This is a genomic window from Pseudomonas sp. 18175 (assembly GCF_050432925.1).
In the GTDB taxonomy this organism is placed as follows: domain Bacteria; phylum Pseudomonadota; class Gammaproteobacteria; order Pseudomonadales; family Pseudomonadaceae; genus Aquipseudomonas.
The window spans coordinates 50727-69451 of sequence record NZ_JBKFTO010000025.1 but is presented as its reverse complement, the minus strand read 5'-3'; the positions used below and the strand labels follow the sequence as shown (position 1 = coordinate 69451).

17 protein-coding genes and 1 other RNA gene are annotated in these 18725 nt (G+C 61.2%); 14 read left to right on the top strand and 4 right to left on the bottom strand.

Annotation, left to right across the window (positions count from 1 at the left end; translation table 11 throughout):
* Positions 1–21: 21 nt before the first annotated feature.
* From ACLD1Y_RS26205 to ACLD1Y_RS26190, 4 genes are all read right to left on the bottom strand, one after another.
* On the bottom strand, positions 22–603 hold the full coding sequence (locus tag ACLD1Y_RS26205) for a BON domain-containing protein (protein WP_286842446.1): 582 nt from the start codon (positions 601–603) through the stop codon (positions 22–24).
* The gene (locus ACLD1Y_RS26200) at positions 600–1193 is read right to left on the bottom strand and encodes a phosphoheptose isomerase (protein ID WP_007904374.1); all 594 of its coding nucleotides are present in this window, start codon (positions 1191–1193) and stop codon (positions 600–602) included. Before ACLD1Y_RS26200 ends, ACLD1Y_RS26205 begins: the two co-directional genes overlap by 4 nt.
* A 92-nt stretch (positions 1194–1285) precedes the next feature.
* Positions 1286–1657: a YraN family protein gene (locus ACLD1Y_RS26195; protein WP_429480635.1), complete on the bottom strand. Its 372-nt coding sequence runs from the start codon at positions 1655–1657 to the stop codon at positions 1286–1288.
* Positions 1657–3468, bottom strand: a complete 1812-nt coding sequence (locus ACLD1Y_RS26190) for a penicillin-binding protein activator (RefSeq protein WP_429480634.1) — start codon at positions 3466–3468, stop codon at positions 1657–1659. Before ACLD1Y_RS26190 ends, ACLD1Y_RS26195 begins: the two co-directional genes overlap by 1 nt.
* 176 nt (positions 3469–3644) lie before the next feature.
* Here ACLD1Y_RS26190 and rsmI point away from each other — a divergent pair, with 176 nt between their 5' ends.
* The 14 genes from rsmI (at position 3645) to ACLD1Y_RS26120 (ending at position 18721) form a co-directional block, all read left to right on the top strand.
* Positions 3645–4550, top strand: coding sequence for a 16S rRNA (cytidine(1402)-2'-O)-methyltransferase (gene rsmI / locus ACLD1Y_RS26185; RefSeq protein WP_429480633.1), 906 nt, complete (start codon positions 3645–3647; stop codon positions 4548–4550).
* Positions 4551–4646: 96 nt separating this feature from the next.
* An RNA gene (rnpB, locus tag ACLD1Y_RS26180) (RNase P RNA component class A) lies at positions 4647–5000 on the top strand.
* A gap of 354 nt (positions 5001–5354) precedes the next feature.
* Positions 5355–5810, top strand: coding sequence for a division/cell wall cluster transcriptional repressor MraZ (gene mraZ / locus ACLD1Y_RS26175; RefSeq protein WP_003171868.1), 456 nt, complete (start codon positions 5355–5357; stop codon positions 5808–5810).
* Entirely contained in the window at positions 5807–6754 is a 948-nt protein-coding gene (gene rsmH / locus ACLD1Y_RS26170) for a 16S rRNA (cytosine(1402)-N(4))-methyltransferase RsmH (protein WP_167496641.1), read from the top strand. The genes mraZ and rsmH overlap by 4 nt, the downstream gene beginning before the upstream one ends.
* The gene (gene ftsL, locus ACLD1Y_RS26165) at positions 6751–7044 is read left to right on the top strand and encodes a cell division protein FtsL (protein ID WP_017738702.1); all 294 of its coding nucleotides are present in this window, start codon (positions 6751–6753) and stop codon (positions 7042–7044) included. Before rsmH ends, ftsL begins: the two co-directional genes overlap by 4 nt.
* Positions 7044–8786 (top strand): peptidoglycan D,D-transpeptidase FtsI family protein, encoded by a 1743-nt coding sequence (locus ACLD1Y_RS26160; protein ID WP_165447909.1) that lies wholly within the window; start codon positions 7044–7046, stop codon positions 8784–8786. Before ftsL ends, ACLD1Y_RS26160 begins: the two co-directional genes overlap by 1 nt.
* Positions 8786–10249, top strand: a complete 1464-nt coding sequence (murE, locus tag ACLD1Y_RS26155; RefSeq protein ID WP_429480632.1) for a UDP-N-acetylmuramoyl-L-alanyl-D-glutamate--2,6-diaminopimelate ligase — start codon at positions 8786–8788, stop codon at positions 10247–10249. The genes ACLD1Y_RS26160 and murE overlap by 1 nt, the downstream gene beginning before the upstream one ends.
* Complete coding sequence (locus ACLD1Y_RS26150; RefSeq protein ID WP_429480631.1) at positions 10242–11612, top strand: UDP-N-acetylmuramoyl-tripeptide--D-alanyl-D-alanine ligase; 1371 nt, start codon at positions 10242–10244, stop codon at positions 11610–11612. Before murE ends, ACLD1Y_RS26150 begins: the two co-directional genes overlap by 8 nt.
* Complete coding sequence (gene mraY / locus ACLD1Y_RS26145; protein WP_135287471.1) at positions 11612–12694, top strand: phospho-N-acetylmuramoyl-pentapeptide-transferase; 1083 nt, start codon at positions 11612–11614, stop codon at positions 12692–12694. The genes ACLD1Y_RS26150 and mraY overlap by 1 nt, the downstream gene beginning before the upstream one ends.
* Before the next feature lie 6 nt (positions 12695–12700).
* Positions 12701–14047, top strand: a complete 1347-nt coding sequence (gene murD, locus ACLD1Y_RS26140) for a UDP-N-acetylmuramoyl-L-alanine--D-glutamate ligase (protein ID WP_429480630.1) — start codon at positions 12701–12703, stop codon at positions 14045–14047.
* Positions 14044–15267 (top strand): putative lipid II flippase FtsW, encoded by a 1224-nt coding sequence (gene ftsW / locus ACLD1Y_RS26135; RefSeq protein ID WP_429480629.1) that lies wholly within the window; start codon positions 14044–14046, stop codon positions 15265–15267. The genes murD and ftsW overlap by 4 nt, the downstream gene beginning before the upstream one ends.
* Positions 15257–16327 carry an undecaprenyldiphospho-muramoylpentapeptide beta-N-acetylglucosaminyltransferase gene (gene murG, locus ACLD1Y_RS26130; RefSeq protein ID WP_429480628.1) on the top strand — a complete coding sequence of 357 codons (1071 nt, stop codon included), beginning with the start codon at positions 15257–15259 and terminating at the stop codon, positions 16325–16327. Before ftsW ends, murG begins: the two co-directional genes overlap by 11 nt.
* Positions 16320–17768: a UDP-N-acetylmuramate--L-alanine ligase gene (murC, locus tag ACLD1Y_RS26125; protein ID WP_429480627.1), complete on the top strand. Its 1449-nt coding sequence runs from the start codon at positions 16320–16322 to the stop codon at positions 17766–17768. Before murG ends, murC begins: the two co-directional genes overlap by 8 nt.
* Positions 17765–18721, top strand: coding sequence for a D-alanine--D-alanine ligase (locus ACLD1Y_RS26120; RefSeq protein ID WP_429480626.1), 957 nt, complete (start codon positions 17765–17767; stop codon positions 18719–18721). Before murC ends, ACLD1Y_RS26120 begins: the two co-directional genes overlap by 4 nt.
* Positions 18722–18725 lie beyond the last annotated feature (4 nt).

Here is an 18725-nt window from a genome sequence, read left to right as displayed (position 1 = left end):
GGTTGCTACAGGTGGGCTGGATCAGTCGATGTACTCGAACACCTTCACGATCTTCTGCACACCAGATACGCCCTGCACCAGGTTGGCGGCACGGGTGGCTTCTGCCTGGGTCAGTAGGCCCATCAGGTAAACGATACCGTTGTCGGTCACCACCTTGATGCGCGAGCCGGGGATCGCGTTATCAGTGAGCATCTGCGCTTTGATCTTGGTCGTCAGCAGCGCGTCATTGCTGATAGCCAGCAGGGTGATCGGGTCCATGACCTGCAATTCGTTGTGGACCTTTTTCACCCGCTGCACAGCCGATGCAGCTTGCTCGGCCTGGGCCTTGAGGTCGGCACGCGGTGTCTGGCCGGCCAGCAGGACCACGCCGTTGAAGCTGGTGACGACGATGCGCGAAGCACCGTTGCCCAGGTCGGTGGCGGCCTTGGCGACGTTGACTTCAACCTTGGTTTCGATCAGCGAGTCATCGATCTTGCTGCCGAAGGTACGGGTGCCCTTGTCATCCTGGATAGGGGTGTCACGTGTTGCAGTGATGGCCGTGCTGCAGCCGCTGATCGCGAGGCACAGGGTGATGGCCAAAAGGCTGAGGCGGTTAACGGTCATTCTTCACTCCCAAACAGTTGGCTGTCGATCAGATCGCACAGGCAGTGGATCGCCAGCAGGTGGACTTCCTGGATACGTGCGGTGACATTGGCCGGAACGCGAATCTCCACGTCTTCGGGCAATAGCAACGAAGCCATGCCGCCGCCATCGCGGCCGGTCAATGCTACGACAATCATTTCGCGATCATGTGCGGCCTGGATCGCTTGAATAATATTGGCCGAGTTGCCGCTGGTGGAAATCGCCAGCAGTACATCGCCGGGTTGGCCCAGGGCGCGGATTTGTTTGGAGAAGATTTCGTTGTAGCTGTAGTCGTTGGCGATCGAAGTGATCGTCGACGAATCGGTGGTCAAGGCGATGGCCGGCAGGCTTGGGCGCTCGCGCTCGAAGCGGTTGAGCAGCTCGGACGAGAAATGCTGGGCATCGCCGGCCGAACCGCCGTTGCCGCACGAAAGCATTTTGCCTTCGTTGAGCAGGGCGTTGACCATGACCTGACTGGCTTGCTCGATGTGCGGTGCAAGTACGTCCATCGCCTGTTGCTTGGTGTCGATGCTGGCCTGGAAAAGCTGGCGAATTCGGGATTGCATGTCCATCTGTGTGACCTTAAGTAGCGCGGCTGTTTGGCACAGGAATGTGCAGCCCGCAAAGCAAAGAGCAAAAGTGTGTGGTGAAAATGTCCGGCGAATCAGCTGTCGAAGGCATTTTGGAGCCAGTTCAGATCAGCCAGACCAGACGGTGTGCTTTCTATGGCAACCACGTCGAAACGGCAGGGGGCGTCGGCCCAGCGATGCTCTTTTTGCAAAAAAAACTGCGCGGCGAGTATCAGTTTCTGACGCTTGCGCCCGTCGATACTGGCGAGCGCGCCACCCCATTGTGCGTGTTTTCTGTAGCGGACTTCGACGAATACTACTGTATCGCCGTCAAGCATGACCAGATCAAGCTCGCCGCGTTTACACAACCAGTTCTGCGCCAGCAGGCGCAGACCCTGTTGTTGCAAGTGCTGCAGAGCGTGAAGTTCGGCATCCTTGCCGCTTTGTGCGCTGGACCGCTCGGGCATCAGCGCGGGGTATCTGGCAGGCGTTGGATGTCGCCGCCGACGAACTTGGCCCATGGCATCTGGCGGTCAACGCGCTGGTTGGCGCTGATGCCCAGGCTGCCCGACAAGCCGTCAACACGGGTGTCCGGCAGTGCCTTGAGTTGGCCCAGGCGCGGCGCCAGGCGGTAGGCATCCACGCCCATCGCATACAGGCGGCCGAGGCTGCCATTGGCTTGCGGCCATTGCGCGGCAACCTGGTTGCGCAGCGGGTCGGTGGTGTTGAGCAGCCAAGGGGTTTCGCAGAACATCACGTTGGTCATGTCCAGGTACTGGTTCTTGTCGCCGCTGGCACTGAACACGTGGGAGGTTGCGTACACGGGTACGTCACCGGCGTACTGGAAGTTCAGGGTCGGCTTGATCTGCTGGGCCAGTTGCGGGGTCACGGCCAGGAAGATGAACTCGATGTCCTGGCGGCGCGACGGCTGCGCGGCGACGTCGGTACCCACGGTACTTTGCAGGCTCTTGGCGCGGCCTTCGCTTTTACGCAGTTGGAACAGGTCGGCAATTTGCTGGGCCAGGGCGACCGGTTGGTCAACGTATTCGACGCCAACTACCGTGCCGCCATTGGCTTCCCAATCCTGGCGGAAGGCTTTGTAGACGCGCTCGCCCCATTCGCCACGCGGCACCATTGCGGCGGCGCGGTGCAGGCCGTCGGCACGGGCGCGGCGCGATACTTCGCGGGCTTCGTCTTCAGCGGCCAGGCCAAACTGGAACAGTTGCGCCGGGTTGCGGTCGGTCTCGCTGTAGTTCAGTGCCAGGGTGGTGATCGGCAGTTGTGGGCGGGCAGCCAGCTGCTTGACCAGCGGCTTCTCCAATGGGCCGACCACCAATTGCACGCCGGCGGCCTGGGCCTTGGCGTAGAAATCATCAATGGAGTTCAGGCGCGAGCTGTCATAGAACTCGATGACCGGCGGCTTCTGCCCGGCTTGTTCAGCCTGGTAGTGCGCAGCCATGAAGCCTTCGCGCAGTGCCTTGCCGACGGAGGCCAGCGGGCCATCCTGGGGCAGCAGCACAGCGATCTTGTTCAGCGGTTGGCTGGCCAGCTCCTTGAGTTTGGTCAGCGGCAGTGGCAGTTGCACGGCCGCCGGGTGGCTCGGGTTTTGTGCGCGCCAGGTGTCGATGGCGGCTTGTTGTTGCTCAAGCGTGCCGGCGCTCTTGACCGACTGGGCCAGTGTGATCCAGCCGTCGAGCGTCGGGTTGCCGCTGGCTTGCAGTTGATCGGCAGGCAGGGCGGCGATCAGTGCCCAGATGGCTTCATGGTTGCTTGCTGCGGCATCGCCGGTAAGCAGCGGGGCCATGGCGACACGTTCGCGGGCGGCGGCCAGGGTCTGGCCATCCGCTTCATAGGCGCGGGCATGCACGCTGCCGGTGCGGATCTGCTGGTCAGCCGGCAGGTCCTTGAGGCTTTGCAGGCTCGGATGGTTCAAGGCAGACAAGGCCGCCTTGGGCTGATTGCGTGCCATGGCCAGTTCGGCGGCCAGGGTGCTGGCAAATACTTGCGCGGCGGGCTTGAGAACATCCAATGGCACTTGCGCAAGGATCTGCGACGAGCGGCCAGGGTTGTTCTGCTTATAGGCCATGTCTGCCGCACTCAGGCGCAACAGTGCGGCCTTTTCTGGCGTCTTGGCGGTGGTGGCCTGTTCGAGCAGTTGCTCGATACTGGCGTCCGGGGTCCGTGGAAGGTCGCCAAGGCTGGACGAGGGCGAGCTGGCGCAAGCGGCCAACAGGGCAGCGAGGCAGAGGGCGGAGAGCAGCCGCAGGCAAGCGATCATGTAAGTGTTCCTGATACCGATCAAATTAGCGTGGAATTGTACCCAAGCACTGGCCCAGGCGCGATGTTACTGGCGTGAAACCGTCGATTTAGGTCGTGCAATTGTTGCTATTGGCGATCGACGGCAGAAAAGGCATCGGCCGTGATGGCATATTTTCAAGGCGGCTACGCGTTACAATGCGGCTTTTGCCAACCATCGAGGTGTGCGTTTTGACTGCTCCAGGTCCTTTGAATTCCACTGCAGGCTCGCTTTTTGTCGTGGCGACGCCCATTGGCAACCTGGACGACATCAGTGCCCGGGCGCTGAAAGTGCTGCGCGAGGTTAAATTGATCGCGGCCGAAGACACGCGGCACTCCCAGCGCTTGATGCAGCATTTTGGCATTAGTACGCCATTAGCGGCCTGCCACGAACACAACGAGCGTGAAGAAGGCAGCCGATTTATCGTGCGCCTGCTGGCCGGCGATGATGTGGCGCTGATCTCTGATGCAGGCACGCCGCTGATTTCCGATCCGGGCTACCACCTGGTTCGCCAGGCGCGGGCCGCTGGTATCAATGTAGTGCCTGTTCCGGGTGCGTGCGCGCTCATCGCGGCATTGTCGGCGGCGGGGCTGCCGTCTGACCGCTTTATCTTCGAAGGTTTTCTGCCGGCCAAGGCGGTGGGGCGTCGGGCACGTCTGCAGGCGCTGAAGGAAGAGCCGCGCACCCTGATCTTTTATGAAGCCCCCCATCGTATCCTTGAATGCCTACAGGACATGGAGCAGGTGTTCGGCGGCGAACGCCTGGCACTGCTGGCCCGCGAGCTGACCAAAACCTTCGAAACCCTCAAGGGCCTGCCCTTGGAAGAATTGCGCGCCTTTGTCGAAGGTGACAGCAACCAGCAGCGCGGCGAGTGCGTGGTGTTGGTGGCAGGCTGGACCGCGCCGGAAGATGAAGATGCCGTGGGCAGCGAAGCCATGCGCATTCTGGACCTGCTGCTCAAGGAAATGCCCCTCAAGCGCGCTGCGGCCCTGGCTGCGGAAATTACCGGTGTGCGCAAGAACCTCTTATATCAAGCGGCGCTGGATAAACAGAAAGATGAATAGTTCCGGGGCTAAACCGGTATCTCGTCTGAACGTGATGGCAATACTGCACTTTTAATACTTGTCCTAAGTCCGCCGTGCCGTTAACCTGCGCGGCGGAGAGTCGATTGGACAGTCGCTGCCCTCTATGAAAATTAGGGGGGGGAGGAAAGTCCGGGCTCCATAGGGCGAAGTGCCAGGTAATGCCTGGGAGGCGTGAGCCTACGGAAAGTGCCACAGAAAATAACCGCCTAAGCACTTCGGTGCCGGTAAGGGTGAAAAGGTGCGGTAAGAGCGCACCGCACGACTGGCAACAGTTCGTGGCTAGGTAAACCCCACTTGGAGCAAGACCAAATAGGGTCCCAAGGCGTGGCCCGCGCTGGGACCGGGTAGGTTGCTAAAGGTGTCCAGTGATGGCCATCGTAGACGAATGACTGTTCAAGACAGAACCCGGCTTACAGATCGACTCTCCACCTTTTTTCCTCTGTTCGAATCTCGAGCAGAAACTCGGTAATAACGCAAGAAACCCTCCCTGCCAAATCATTGGCAGATGCATCTTCGTAATACCAAAAAAATCTTACTCTTAATAAATCACTTTAACTTTAAGTCGTAGCTCTCTGAGCCATTTGTGCTTGTTAGGTCCAAAACCTCGCCAAACTCTGGTTTCCCCTCCGTTTACGCTCCTAAATCTCCGTTCTGTAAGGCTTTTCCTTGAATCCGCGCCTTGACGGTGTGGTGGGCGCATTCCTATAGTGTGCGCAAGTGGCGGAAAGTGGCACAAAGTGGGTTTTTTGAACGTAAAACGCTAAAATTTGGAGAAACGCATCTGTGTTTCGCGGAGCTAACGCTATCAGTCTCGATGCAAAAGGCCGTCTCGCCATGCCGAGCCGGTATCGTGACGAGCTGATTTCGCGAAGTTCCGGGCAGTTAATCATCACCATTGATGCCGTTGATCCTTGTTTGTGTGTTTACCCCCTCGATGAGTGGGAGTTGATTGAAACCAAGTTGCGCGCTCTGCCTTCATTGCGTGAAGAAAACCGCCGTTTGCAGCGTTTGCTGATCGGTAATGCCGTCGACCTCGAACTCGATGGCAGTGGTCGTTTCCTGGTGCCTCCGCGTCTGCGCGAGTACGCCAAGCTCGACAAGCGCGCAATGCTGGTGGGCCAACTGAACAAGTTCCAATTGTGGGACGAAGATGCCTGGGATGCTGTTTCTGCAGCAGACCTGGCTGCTATTCAACAACCGGGCGCTATGCCTGATGAACTGCGTGATTTGATCCTGTGACTATTGATAGCGGCTTTAACCACATCACCGTACTGCTTGACGAAGCCGTTGAGGCTCTCGCCGTACGCGCGGATGGCTGCTATTTGGATGGCACCTTTGGCAGGGGCGGGCATAGCCGGTTGATACTCAGCCAGCTCGGGTCCGACGGTAAGCTCCTCGGGTTCGACAAAGACCCCCAAGCGATTGCCACCGGGCAAGCGCTAGCGGCCGAAGACGGCCGCTTTGTCGTTGTGCAGCGCAGCTTTGCCGAGCTGGGTGCCGAAGTCGCCGAGCGCGGCATGGCGGGCAAGGTGGCCGGGGTTTTGCTCGACCTGGGCGTGTCTTCGCCACAGCTTGACGACCCGGAGCGCGGATTCAGCTTCATGAACGACGGCCCCCTCGACATGCGCATGGACCCGACTCGGGGTATCAGCGCTGCCGAGTTCATCGCCACTGCGCCGCACGAAGAAATCACCCGCGTGTTCAAGGAATACGGTGAAGAACGCTTCGCCGGCCGCATGGCCCGCGCCGTGGTCGAGCGTCGCGAAATCCAACCGTTCGAGCGTACCGCCGACCTGGCCGAAGTGCTGAAAGTCGCCAACCCTGCCTGGGAAAAGGGTAAGAACCCTGCCACCCGTGCGTTCCAGGGTCTGCGCATTCACGTCAACAACGAATTGGGCGATCTGGAGGCCGGCCTTGAGGCTGCCCTCGACGCACTGGAAGTGGGCGGTCGCCTGGTGGTGATCAGCTTCCACTCCCTGGAAGACCGCATCGTCAAATTGTTCATGCGTCGCCTGGTCAAGGGCGAGTCCGACAACCTGCCGCGCAACCTGCCGGTACGTTTCGAAGCCTTTGTGCCGAAAATCAAAATCCATGGCAAAGCGCAGTTCGCTTCCGAAGCTGAACTCAAGGCCAACCCACGTTCCCGTAGCGCCGTCATGCGTGTCGCGGAGAAGTTGCGGTGAGCAAGCTTTTCGCCAAGCCCCTCCCGGGCGGCAGCTTCTTCATGATGCTGCTGTACGTCGGCGTGCTGGTGTCCGCGATTGCGGTGTCTTACAGCGCGCACTACAACCGCCAGTTGCTCAACACCTTGTACGGGGAATTGAGCGTGCGCGACAAGGCGCAAGCGGAGTGGGGCCGGCTGATTCTGGAGCAAAGTACCTGGACGGCCCACAGCCGCATCGAAGTGCTGGCCACCGAACAATTGAAAATGCACATCCCTGGCGCGGCTGAAGTCCGCATGGTGGCGCCATGATGAAGCTCGAAGGCGCACTCTACCCATGGCGCTTCCGCCTGATGCTTGGCTTGCTGGCATTGATGGTGGGTGCAATTGCCTGGCGGATTATCGACCTGCAAGTGGTCGATCGCGACTTCCTGATCGGCCAGGGCGATGCCCGTAGCCTGCGTCATATCCCGATTCCGGCACACCGCGGCTTGATCACCGACCGTAATGGCGAGCCTTTGGCCGTCAGTACCCCGGTGACCACCCTGTGGGCCAACGCCAAGGAATTGCAGGTTGCCAAGGACCGCTGGCCGGCCCTCGCTGCTGCACTTGGCCAAGACCCCAAAGCCCTGGCCGAGCGCCTCGAAGCCCAGGCCAACAAAGAATTCATCTACCTGGTTCGCGGGCTTACTCCCGAGCAAGGCCAGCAAGTGCTCGACCTTAAAGTCCCCGGTGTCTACGGCATCGAGGAATTTCGTCGTTTCTATCCGGCCGGTGAAACCACCGCCCATATGGTCGGCTTTACCGATATCGATGACCACGGCCGCGAAGGTGTGGAACTCGCCTACGATGAATGGCTGGCCGGGGTTCCCGGCAAACGACAAGTCATCAAGGATCGGCGCGGCAGGTTGATCAAGGATGTCCAAGTCACCAAAAACGCCAAGGCCGGTAAGCCCTTGGCGTTGTCGATTGACCTGCGCCTGCAATACCTGGCCAACCGCGAACTGCGTAACGCGATCATCGAGAACGGCGCCAAGGCCGGCAGCCTTGTGATCATGGACGTCAAGACCGGCGAGATTCTCGCCATGGTCAACCAGCCGACCTACAACCCCAACAACCGTCGCAACCTGCAACCGGCGATGATGCGCAACCGCGCCATGATCGACGTGTTCGAGCCGGGTTCGACCATGAAAGCCATCTCCATGAGTGCCGCCCTCGAAACCGGGCGCTGGAAACCCAGCGACAAGGTCGAGGTGTACCCAGGCACCTTGCAGTTGGGCAAATACACCATTCGTGACGTGTCCCGCACTGAAGGCCCAGTGTTGGATTTGACAGGTATTTTGATCAACTCCAGTAACGTGGGCATGAGTAAGGTCGCCTTCGATATCGGCGGCGAAACCATTTACCACCTCGCGCAAAAAATCGGCCTGGGCCAACCCACTGGCCTCGACTTCCCAGGCGAACGCGTGGGCAACCTGCCGAACTACCGTGACTGGAAAAAGGCCGAGACCGCCACGCTTTCCTACGGCTACGGCCTGTCGGTAACCGCGATCCAACTGGCCCACGCCTTCTCCGTGCTGGCCAACAACGGCCGCATGGTGCCGCTGAGCCTGATCCACGTCGACGAAGCCCCGAAAGCCACCCAGGTGATCCCGGAAAACGTCGCCAAGACCATGCAAGGCATGCTGCAACAAGTGATCGAAGCACCACGCGGCGTATTCCGTGCCCAGGTGCCGGCGTATCACGTGGCAGGCAAGTCCGGTACCGCCCGTAAAACATCGGTGGGCACCAAGGGCTACGCAGAAAACTCCTACCGCTCGCTGTTCGCCGGTTTCGGCCCAATGAGCGATCCGCGCTACGCCATCGTCGTAGTGATCGATGAACCGAGTAAAGCGGGCTACTTCGGTGGCCTGGTATCGGCGCCGGTGTTCAGCAAAGTGATGTCCGGCACCCTGCGCCTGATGAACATCACCCCGGACAACCTGCCGCCGACCCAACAAGCGAACGCCGGACCACCGGCCGCTGCTGTCAAAGCCAATGGAGGGCGCGGCTGATGTCTCTTAGCCTGAACAAGATTTTCGCCCACGCTGGCCGCGATCTGCTGATTCGTGAGTTGAGCCTGGACAGCCGCAATGTGCGCGCCGGAGACCTGTTCCTGGCGGTGCCGGGCGGCAAGTACGATGGCCGTGCGCACATTGCCGATGCGTTGCAGCGCGGCGCCGCTGCCGTAGCGTATGAAGTGGAAGGCGCCACCGTACTGCCGATCACCGACGTGCCGCTGATTCCAGTCAAGGGCTTGGCCAAGCAGTTGTCGGATATTGCCGGGCGCTTCTATGGCGACCCGAGTCGCCACCTGAACCTGGTCGGCGTCACTGGCACCAACGGCAAGACCAGCGTGACCCAATTGGTCGCCCAGGCACTTGACCTGCTGGGCCAGCACTGCGGCATCGTCGGCACCCTCGGCACCGGCTTCTATGGCGCGCTGCAAAGCGGCCTGCACACCACGCCGAACCCGATTGCCGTGCAAGCGACCCTGGCCGACCTGAAAAAGGCCGGTGCCAAGGCGGTAGCCATGGAAGTGTCGTCCCACGGGCTGGATCAGGGCCGTGTGACGGCCTTGGCCTTTGATGTGGCGGTGATGACCAACCTGTCCCGCGATCACCTGGATTACCACGGCACCATGGAGGCCTACGCCGCCGCCAAGGCCAAGCTGTTTGCCTGGAATGACTTGAAGTGCCGGGTGGTGAACCTGGACGACGAGTTCGGCCGCCAACTGGCCGCGCAAGAACGTGAATCGCGCCTGATCAGCTACAGCCTGCACGACGCCAGCGCGTACCTGTATTGCCGCGAAGCCCAATTCACTGACGAAGGCGTGCGCGCCACACTGGTGACGCCACAAGGCGAACATCACCTGCGCAGCACCTTGCTCGGGCGTTTCAACCTGAGCAACGTCCTCGCCGCCATCGGCGCGTTGCTCGGCCTGGACTACGCGCTCGACGAAATTCTCAACGTGCTGCCCAAACTCGAAGGCCCGGCTGGTCGCATGCAGCGCCTGGGCGGCGGCACCCAGCCGTTGGTGGTGGTCGATTACGCCCACACCCCGGACGCGCTGGAAAAAGTCCTCGAAGCCCTGCGCCCTCACGCCAAGGGTAAATTGCTGTGCCTGTTCGGCTGCGGCGGTGACCGTGATCGCGGCAAGCGCCCACTGATGGCCGAGATTGTCGAACGCCTGGCCGACGGTGTGCTCGTCACCGACGACAACCCGCGCAGCGAAGACCCAAGCCAGATTTTCGATGACATCCGTGCAGGCTTTAAAGACGCGTCCAAAGCCACCTTCGTTGCCGGTCGTGGCGCAGCCATCGCCCAATTGATCGCCAGTGCCAGTGCTGACGACGTGGTGGTGCTGGCCGGTAAAGGCCATGAGGATTACCAGGAAATCAACGGCGAGCGCCATACCTTCTCCGATCTGGTCGAGGCCGATCACGCCCTGACCGCCTGGGAGGTTGCCCATGCTTAAAGCGATGAAATTCAGCGAACTGACCCAGGCCCTGTCGGCCCGCGTACTGTCGAGCGATTGTAGCTTCGACGGTGTCAGTATCGACAGTCGCAACATCAAGCCAGGGCAACTGTTTGTTGCGCTGGCTGGCCCGCGCTTCGATGGGCACGACTACCTCAATGACGTCGCCGCCAAAGGTGCCGTCGGCGCGCTGGTGCAACGCGAAGTGCCGGACTCGACCTTGCCGCAATTACTGGTGGCCGATACCCGCTTAGCCCTGGGCCAGCTGGGTGCGTTGAACCGCGCCGCTTTCGACAAGCCGGTTGCAGCCATCACCGGCTCCAGCGGTAAGACCACGGTCAAGGAATTACTTGCTGGCGTCCTGCGTACGCGCGGCCCGGTCCTCGCCACCCGTGGCAACCTGAACAATGATTTCGGCGCACCGCTGACCCTGCTCGAACTGGCCCCGGAACACACGGCGGCGGTGATCGAACTGGGTGCCTCGCGCATCGGCGAAATCGCCTACACCGTGGCGCTGACCAAGCCCCACGTGGCCATCATCAACAACGCCGGTACCGCCCATGTCGGCGAGTTCGGCGGCCCGGAAAAAATCGTCGAAGCCAAGGGTGAAATCCTCGAAGGCCTCGACGCCTCGGGCACCGCTGTACTGAATCTGGACGACAAGGCCTTCGAAACCTGGCGTGTACGTGCCGCCGGGCGCAAGGTACTGACGTTTGCCGTGCTTAACGCGGCGGCTGATTTCCATGCCTCCAACATCACCGTCGATGCCCGTGGTTGCCCGTCCTTCACCTTGCGCACGCCGCAAGGCAGTGAACACGTACAGTTGAACCTGCTGGGCAACCATAACGTGGCCAATGCCTTGGCTGCTGCTGCCGCTGCCTACGCCCTGGGCGTGTCGCTGTTCGGTATCGCCACTGGGCTGGGCGCGGTGCAGCCAGTCAAGGGCCGTACCGTGGCGCAGTTGGCCACCAACGGCATGCGCGTGATTGATGACACTTACAACGCCAACCAGTCCTCGGTCTGTGCCGCCATTGACCTGCTCAAAGGCTTCGACGGCCGCAAGGTACTGGTGTTGGGTGATATCGCCGAACTGGGTGACTGGGCCGAGCAGTCCCATCGCGAAGTCGGCGCCTACGCCATCGGCAAAGCTGATGCGCTTTATGCGGTAGGCCCGAACATGGCCCACGCCGTCAACGCCTTCGGCCCCGGTGCACGGCATTTCGCCACCCAGGCCGAGCTGATCCTGGCGCTGACGGCAGCCGAACAAAACAAACACACAACCATTTTGATCAAGGGATCGCGCAGTGCGGTGATGGAAAACGTCGTCGCAGCCTTATGCGGTTCAAGTACGGAGAAACATTAATGCTGCTGCTGCTGGCTGAGTATCTGCAACAGTTCCACAAAGGCTTCGCGGTCTTTCAGTACCTGACCCTGCGCGGGATTCTGGGTGTGCTGACCGCGCTGTCTTTGTCGCTGTTCTTGGGGCCGTGGATGATCCGCACCCTGCAGAACCTGCAAATTGGTCAATCGGTTCGTAATGACGGCCCGCAGTCGCACCTGTCCAAGTCCGGCACCCCGACCATGGGCGGCGCGCTGATCCTGTCGTCCATCGGCATCAGCACCTTGCTGTGGGCCGACCTGCACAACCGCTACGTGTGGACGGTGCTGTTGGTGACCCTGTTGTTCGGCGCCATCGGTTGGGTGGACGACTACCGCAAGGTGATCGAAAAGAATTCGAAAGGCCTGCCAAGCCGCTGGAAGTATTTCTGGCAATCGGTGTTTGGCCTGGGCGCAGCGGTGTTCCTGTTCATGACCGCGCCAAGTGCAGTGGAAACCACCTTGATCATCCCGATGCTCAAGGACGCCAGCATTCCCCTGGGCGTGGGCTTCGTGGTGTTGACCTACTTCGTGATCGTCGGCTCCAGCAACGCGGTGAACCTCACCGACGGCCTCGACGGCCTGGCGATCATGCCGACGGTGATGGTGGGCGGTGCACTGGGCATCTTCTGCTACCTGTCGGGTAACGTGAAATTCGCTGAATACCTGCTGATCCCTTATGTACCGGGCGCAGGCGAGCTGATCGTGTTCTGCGGCGCACTGATCGGTGCCGGCCTGGGCTTCCTGTGGTTCAACACCTACCCGGCGCAAGTGTTCATGGGTGACGTCGGCGCACTGGCGCTGGGCGCGGCCCTGGGCACCATCGCCGTGATCGTGCGCCAGGAAATCGTGCTGTTCATCATGGGCGGTGTGTTCGTGATGGAAACCCTGTCGGTGGTCATCCAAGTGGCCTCCTTCAAATTGACCGGGCGCCGCGTGTTCCGCATGGCGCCGATTCACCACCACTTTGAACTCAAGGGCTGGCCCGAGCCGCGTGTGATCGTCCGTTTCTGGATCATCACTGTGATTCTGGTCCTGGTCGGCCTTGCCACCCTGAAACTGAGGTAGAAACGAGTGTCCCTGATCGCTTCAGACCACTTCCGCATCGTTGTCGGCCTCGGCAAGAGCGGCATGTCCCTGGTTCGCTTCCTGGCGAACCGGGGCAAGCCGTTTGCCGTGGCCGACACGCGGGAAAATCCACCGGAGCTGGTCACGCTGCGCCGTGACTACCCGCACGTGGAAGTGCGTTGTGGCGAGCTGGATGTCGAGTTTCTGTGCCGCGCCGATGAGCTCTACGTGAGCCCCGGCCTGGCCTTGGCGACACCGGCCCTGCAAGCGGCAGCCGCGCGTGGCGTGAAGCTGTCCGGCGATATCGACCTGTTCGCGCGTAACGCGCAGGCGCCGATCATCGCCATCAGCGGTTCCAACGCGAAAAGCACCGTGACCACCCTGGTGGGCGAGATGGCGGCTGCGGCCGGCAAACGCGTGGCAGTGGGCGGCAACCTGGGTGTACCTGCATTGGACCTGCTCAGCGACGACGTCGAGCTGTACGTCATGGAGCTGTCGAGCTTCCAATTGGAAACCACCCACGACCTCGGCGCCGAAGTGGCTACCGTATTGAACGTGAGTGAAGACCACATGGACCGCTACAGCGGCCTACCGGCCTATCACCTGGCTAAGCACCGGATCTTCCGTGGCGCCAAGCAATTTGTGGTCAACCGCCAGGATGCCCTGAGCCGTCCGCTGATGGGCGAGGGCATGCCTTGCTGGACCTTCGGCCTGGGCAAACCTGATTTCAAAGCGTTCGGCATTCGTGAAGAGAACGGCGAGAAATACCTGGCCTTCGAATTCCAGAACCTGATGCCGGTGCGCGAGCTGAAAATCCGTGGCGCCCATAACCAGTCCAACGCCTTGGCGGCCTTGGCACTGGGGCATGCCGTGGGCTTGCCGTTCGATGCCATGCTGTCGGCCCTGCGTGCTTTTGGCGGCCTTGAGCATCGCTGCCAGTGGGTGCGCGATCTTGACGGCGTGAGCTATTACAACGATTCCAAAGCCACCAACGTCGGTGCGGCCCTGGCGGCCATCGAAGGCCTGGGTGCCGATATCGACGGCAAGCTGGTGCTGATCGCAGGTGGCGACGGCAAGGGCGCCGACTTCAAGGACCTTAAAGGCCCGGCGGCCGAGCATTGCCGCGCCGTGGTGCTGATGGGCCGCGACTCCGACTTGATCGCCGCCGCCATCGGTGACGGTGTGCCGCAAGTGCGCGCCACCTCCCTGGACGACGCTATTGCCCAGTGCAAAGCCCTCGCCCAGCCGGGTGACGCGGTGTTGCTGTCGCCGGCGTGCGCCAGTTTCGACATGTTCAAGAACTACGAAGAGCGCGGCCAGTTGTTCGCCCGTGCCGTGGAGGCGTTGGTATGAGCCTCGGTCTAAGAAACATCATCAAGCCGTACCCGTCGCCGATTATCACTGGGCGCGGTATCGACCTGGACTTCCCGATGCTCGCCGGCTGCCTCGCGCTGCTGGGCCTGGGCTTGGTGATGATCACCTCGGCGTCGTCCGAAGTGGCCGCCGTGCAGTCGGGCAACACCCTGTACATGATGATCCGTCACTTGGTGTACCTGGTGCTCGGCCTGGGCGCGTGCATCGTCACCATGATGATTCCTATCGCCACCTGGCAGCGCCTGGGTTGGCTGATGCTGATCGGAGCCTTTGGCTTGCTGATCATGGTGATATTGCCCGGCATCGGCCGTGAGGTGAACGGCTCGATGCGTTGGATCGGCTTCGGTGCGTTCAACGTGCAGCCATCGGAAATTGCCAAGGTGTTTGTGGTGATCTACCTGGCGGGCTACCTGGTACGTCGCCAGAAAGAAGTACGCGAAAGTTGGATGGGCTTCTTCAAACCATTCATTGTGCTGCTGCCCATGGCTGGCCTGTTGCTGATGGAGCCCGACTTCGGTGCCACCGTCGTGATGATGGGCGCTGCGGCAGCGATGCTGTTCCTGGGTGGGGTTGGGCTGTTCCGCTTTACCTTGATGGTGGTGCTGGCGGTTGCCGCTGTGACCATTCTGGTCCAGGCGCAACCTTACCGGATGGCCCGTCTGATTACCTTTACCGACCCCTGGTCCGACCAGTTCGGCTCCGGCTACCAGTTGACCCAGGCGCTTATCGCCTTTGGTCGCGGCGAGTGGCTGGGCGTGGGCCTGGGCAACAGCGTGCAGAAGCAGTTCTACCTGCCGGAAGCCCACACCGACTTCGTGTTCTCCGTACTCGCCGAAGAACTCGGCGTAGTGGGTTCGCTGTGCACCGTCGCGCTGTTCGTGTTCGTGTGTGTGCGCGGCATGTACATCGGCTTGTGGGCCGAAAAGGCCAAACAGTATTTCGCCGCTTACGTAGCGTACGGCTTGTCGTTCCTGTGGATCGGCCAGTTCCTGATCAACATCGGTGTGAACGTCGGCTTGCTGCCGACCAAGGGCCTGACCTTGCCGTTCCTCAGTTACGGCGGCAGTTCGTTGGTGATTTGCTGCGCCTGTCTCGGCTTGTTGCTGCGCATCGAGTGGGAGAGTCGAACCCACTTGGGCAGCGAAGAGATGGAATTCAGTGAAAGCGACTTTGCCGAGGAGCCAGCCCATGGGCGCTAACGTGCTGATCATGGCGGGCGGTACCGGGGGCCACGTGTTCCCGGCCCTGGCGTGTGCGCGCGAATTCCAGAGCCGTGGCTACAGCGTGCACTGGTTGGGTACCCCGCGTGGCATCGAAAACGAATTGGTACCGAGTGCCGGTTTGCCGCTGCACCTGATCAACGTCAGCGGCTTGCGTGGCAAGAGCAAGTTGTCGTTGCTCAAGGCGCCGTTCGTGTTGCTCAAGGCGGTGTGGCAGGCGCGCAAGGTGATTCGCGACGTGAAGCCGGTGTGTGTGCTGGGCTTTGGTGGTTATGTGACCGGCCCGGGTGGCGTTGCCGCCAAGCTCGCTGGCGTGCCAGTGATCGTGCACGAGCAGAACGCGGTAGCCGGTACGGCCAACCGCCTGTTGGTGCCGTTGGCTGCACGGGTGTGCGAGGCCTTCCCGAAGACCTTCGGTGCCTCGGACAAACTGCGCACCACCGGCAACCCGGTGCGTACCGAACTGTTTATGGACATCGCCCGTGACGCGTTGGCCGGGCGCAAGGCGCACCTGCTGATCATGGGCGGCAGCCTGGGCTCCGAGCCCTTGAACAAATTGCTGCCTGAGGCGCTGGCGCAACTCCCTGTAGAGCTGCGGCCAGAGATCTTCCATCAGGCTGGCAAGAACCACGGTGAAGTCACCGCCACGCGTTATCGCGAAGCCGGTGTCGAGGCGAACGTACAGCCCTTCATCAAAGACATGGCCCAAGCCTATGGCTGGGCCGACCTGGTGGTCTGCCGCTCCGGCGCGCTGACCGTCAGTGAACTGGCCGCCGCCGGTCTGCCGTCCATGCTGGTGCCTTTGCCCCACGCTATCGACGATCACCAGACCCGTAACGCCGAATATTTGGCCGGGGAGGGCGCTGCCTTCCTGCTGCCGCAAAGAACGACTGGCGCCGCCGATTTGGCCGCACGCCTGACTGAGGTTTTGATGCAACCGGAACGACTGAACAGCATGGCGAGTACCGCAAGCCGCCTGGCCAAACCTGACGCAACCCGCACCGTGGTCGATATCTGCCTGGAGGTGGCCCATGGTTGAGAATCAGAAAGCCATGCCACAACCCGAGATGCGCCGTATCCGTCGTATCCACTTCGTCGGTATTGGCGGCGTGGGCATGTGCGGCATTGCCGAAGTGTTGCTGAACCTGGGCTACCAGGTGTCTGGCTCGGACTTGAAAGAGTCGCCGGTCACCGACCGCCTGAAAACCTTCGGTGCGCAAATCTTTATCGGCCACCGCGCCGAGAACGCTGCCGAAGCCGATGTGCTGGTGGTGTCCAGCGCCGTGAACACGTCCAACCCGGAAGTGGCCACGGCCCTTGAACGGCGTATTCCCGTGGTACCGCGTGCCGAAATGCTCGCCGAACTGATGCGTTATCGCCACGGCATCGCCGTCGCCGGTACCCATGGCAAAACCACCACCACCAGCCTGATCGCTTCGGTGTTCGCCGCCGGTGGCCTGGACCCGACGTTCGTGATCGGTGGCCGCCTGAATGCAGCGGGCACCAATGCCCAGCTCGGCACCAGCCGCTACCTGATCGCCGAAGCCGATGAAAGTGATGCGAGCTTCCTGCACTTGCAACCGCTGGTCGCCGTCGTCACCAACATCGACGAAGACCACATGGCCACCTACGACGGCGACTTCAACAAGTTGAAGAAAACCTTCGTCGAGTTCCTGCACAACCTGCCGTTCTACGGTTTGGCCGTGGTGTGCCTGGACGATCCGGTGGTGCGCGAAATCCTGCCGCTGGTCAAGCGCCCAACCGTCACCTACGGCTTCAGTGAAGATGCCGACGTGCGTGCGATCAATGTGCGTCAGGAAGGCATGCAAACCTTCTTCACCGTGCTGCGTCCAGACCGCGAGCCGTTGGATGTGTCGGTGAACATGCCGGGCAACCACAACGTCCTCAACTCCCTGGCGACCATCTGCATCGCTACTGACGAGGGCGTCAGTGATGAAGCCATCGTCGCTGGCCTGTCGGGTTTTGCTGGCGTGGGTCGTCGCTTCCAGGTCTACGGCCAGTTGCCGGTAGAAGGCGGCGACGTGATGCTGGTGGACGACTACGGTCACCACCCGACCGAAGTCGCTGCCGTGATCAAGGCCGTGCGCGGCGGTTGGCCGGAGCGCCGCCTGGTGATGGTGTACCAGCCGCACCGCTACAGCCGTACCCGCGATTTGTACGACGATTTCGTCAATGTACTGGCCGATGCCAACGTGCTGCTGCTGATGGAGGTGTACCCCGCCGGTGAAGAACCGATTCCGGGCGCCGACAGCCGCAAGCTGTGCAACAGCATCCGCCAGCGTGGCCAGTTGGACCCGATCTACATCGAGCGCGGTGTGGACCTGGCGCCGATCGTCAAGCCGCTGCTGCGTGCCGGTGACATCTTGCTGTGCCAAGGCGCCGGTGACATTGGCGGCCTTGCCCCTAAATTGCTGGCGAGCCCGCTGTTTGCCGCCGCTGAAAAGGGGAAGTCGAAATGATCACTGACTACGCCTCCCTGTTTTCCACAATCCCACCAGCCGACTTCGGTCGTGTGGCTGTGCTGTTCGGCGGCAAGAGCGCTGAGCGCGAAGTGTCGCTCAAGTCCGGCAATGCCGTGCTGGAAGCCCTGCAAAGCGCCGGTGTGAACGCGTTTGGTATCGATGTGGGCGATGACTTCCTCGCCCGCCTGCAGGCCGAGAAGATCGATCGCGCCTTCATCATCCTTCACGGCCGTGGCGGTGAAGACGGCAGCATGCAAGGCCTGTTGGAGTGCGCTGGCATCCCTTATACCGGCAGCGGCATCCTGGCTTCCGCGCTGGCCATGGACAAATTGCGCACCAAGCAGGTGTGGCACAGCCTGGGTATTCCCACCCCGCGTCACAGTGTGCTGTGCAGCGAAGACGATTGTATTTCTGCAGCCAAGGAACTGGGCCTGCCTTTGATCGTCAAACCTGCCCATGAAGGCTCCAGTATCGGCATGGCCAAAGTGAACTCGGCCGCTGAATTGATCGACGCATGGAAAGCGGCAAGTACCTACGATTCGCAAGTGTTGGTGGAACAGTGGATCCAGGGTCCCGAGTACACCATCGCCACCCTGCGTGGCCAGGTATTGCCGCCTATCGCATTGGGCACGCCCCACACCTTTTACGACTACGACGCCAAGTACGTGGCTTCCGATACCCAGTACCGGATCCCGTGTGGCCTTGACGCAACCAAGGAACAGGAATTGATGGACCTCACGGCGAAAGCTTGTGAGGCGCTGGGTATCGCCGGTTGGGCGCGGGCAGACGTGATGCAGGATGACCAAGGGAATTTCTGGTTCCTGGAAGTCAACACCGCTCCGGGCATGACCGACCACAGCCTGGTACCTATGGCTGCTCGTGCCGCCGGTTTGGACTTCCAGCAGTTGGTGCTGGCGATCCTGGCGGCGAGCATTGAGGTTCGAGGCTAAGCAC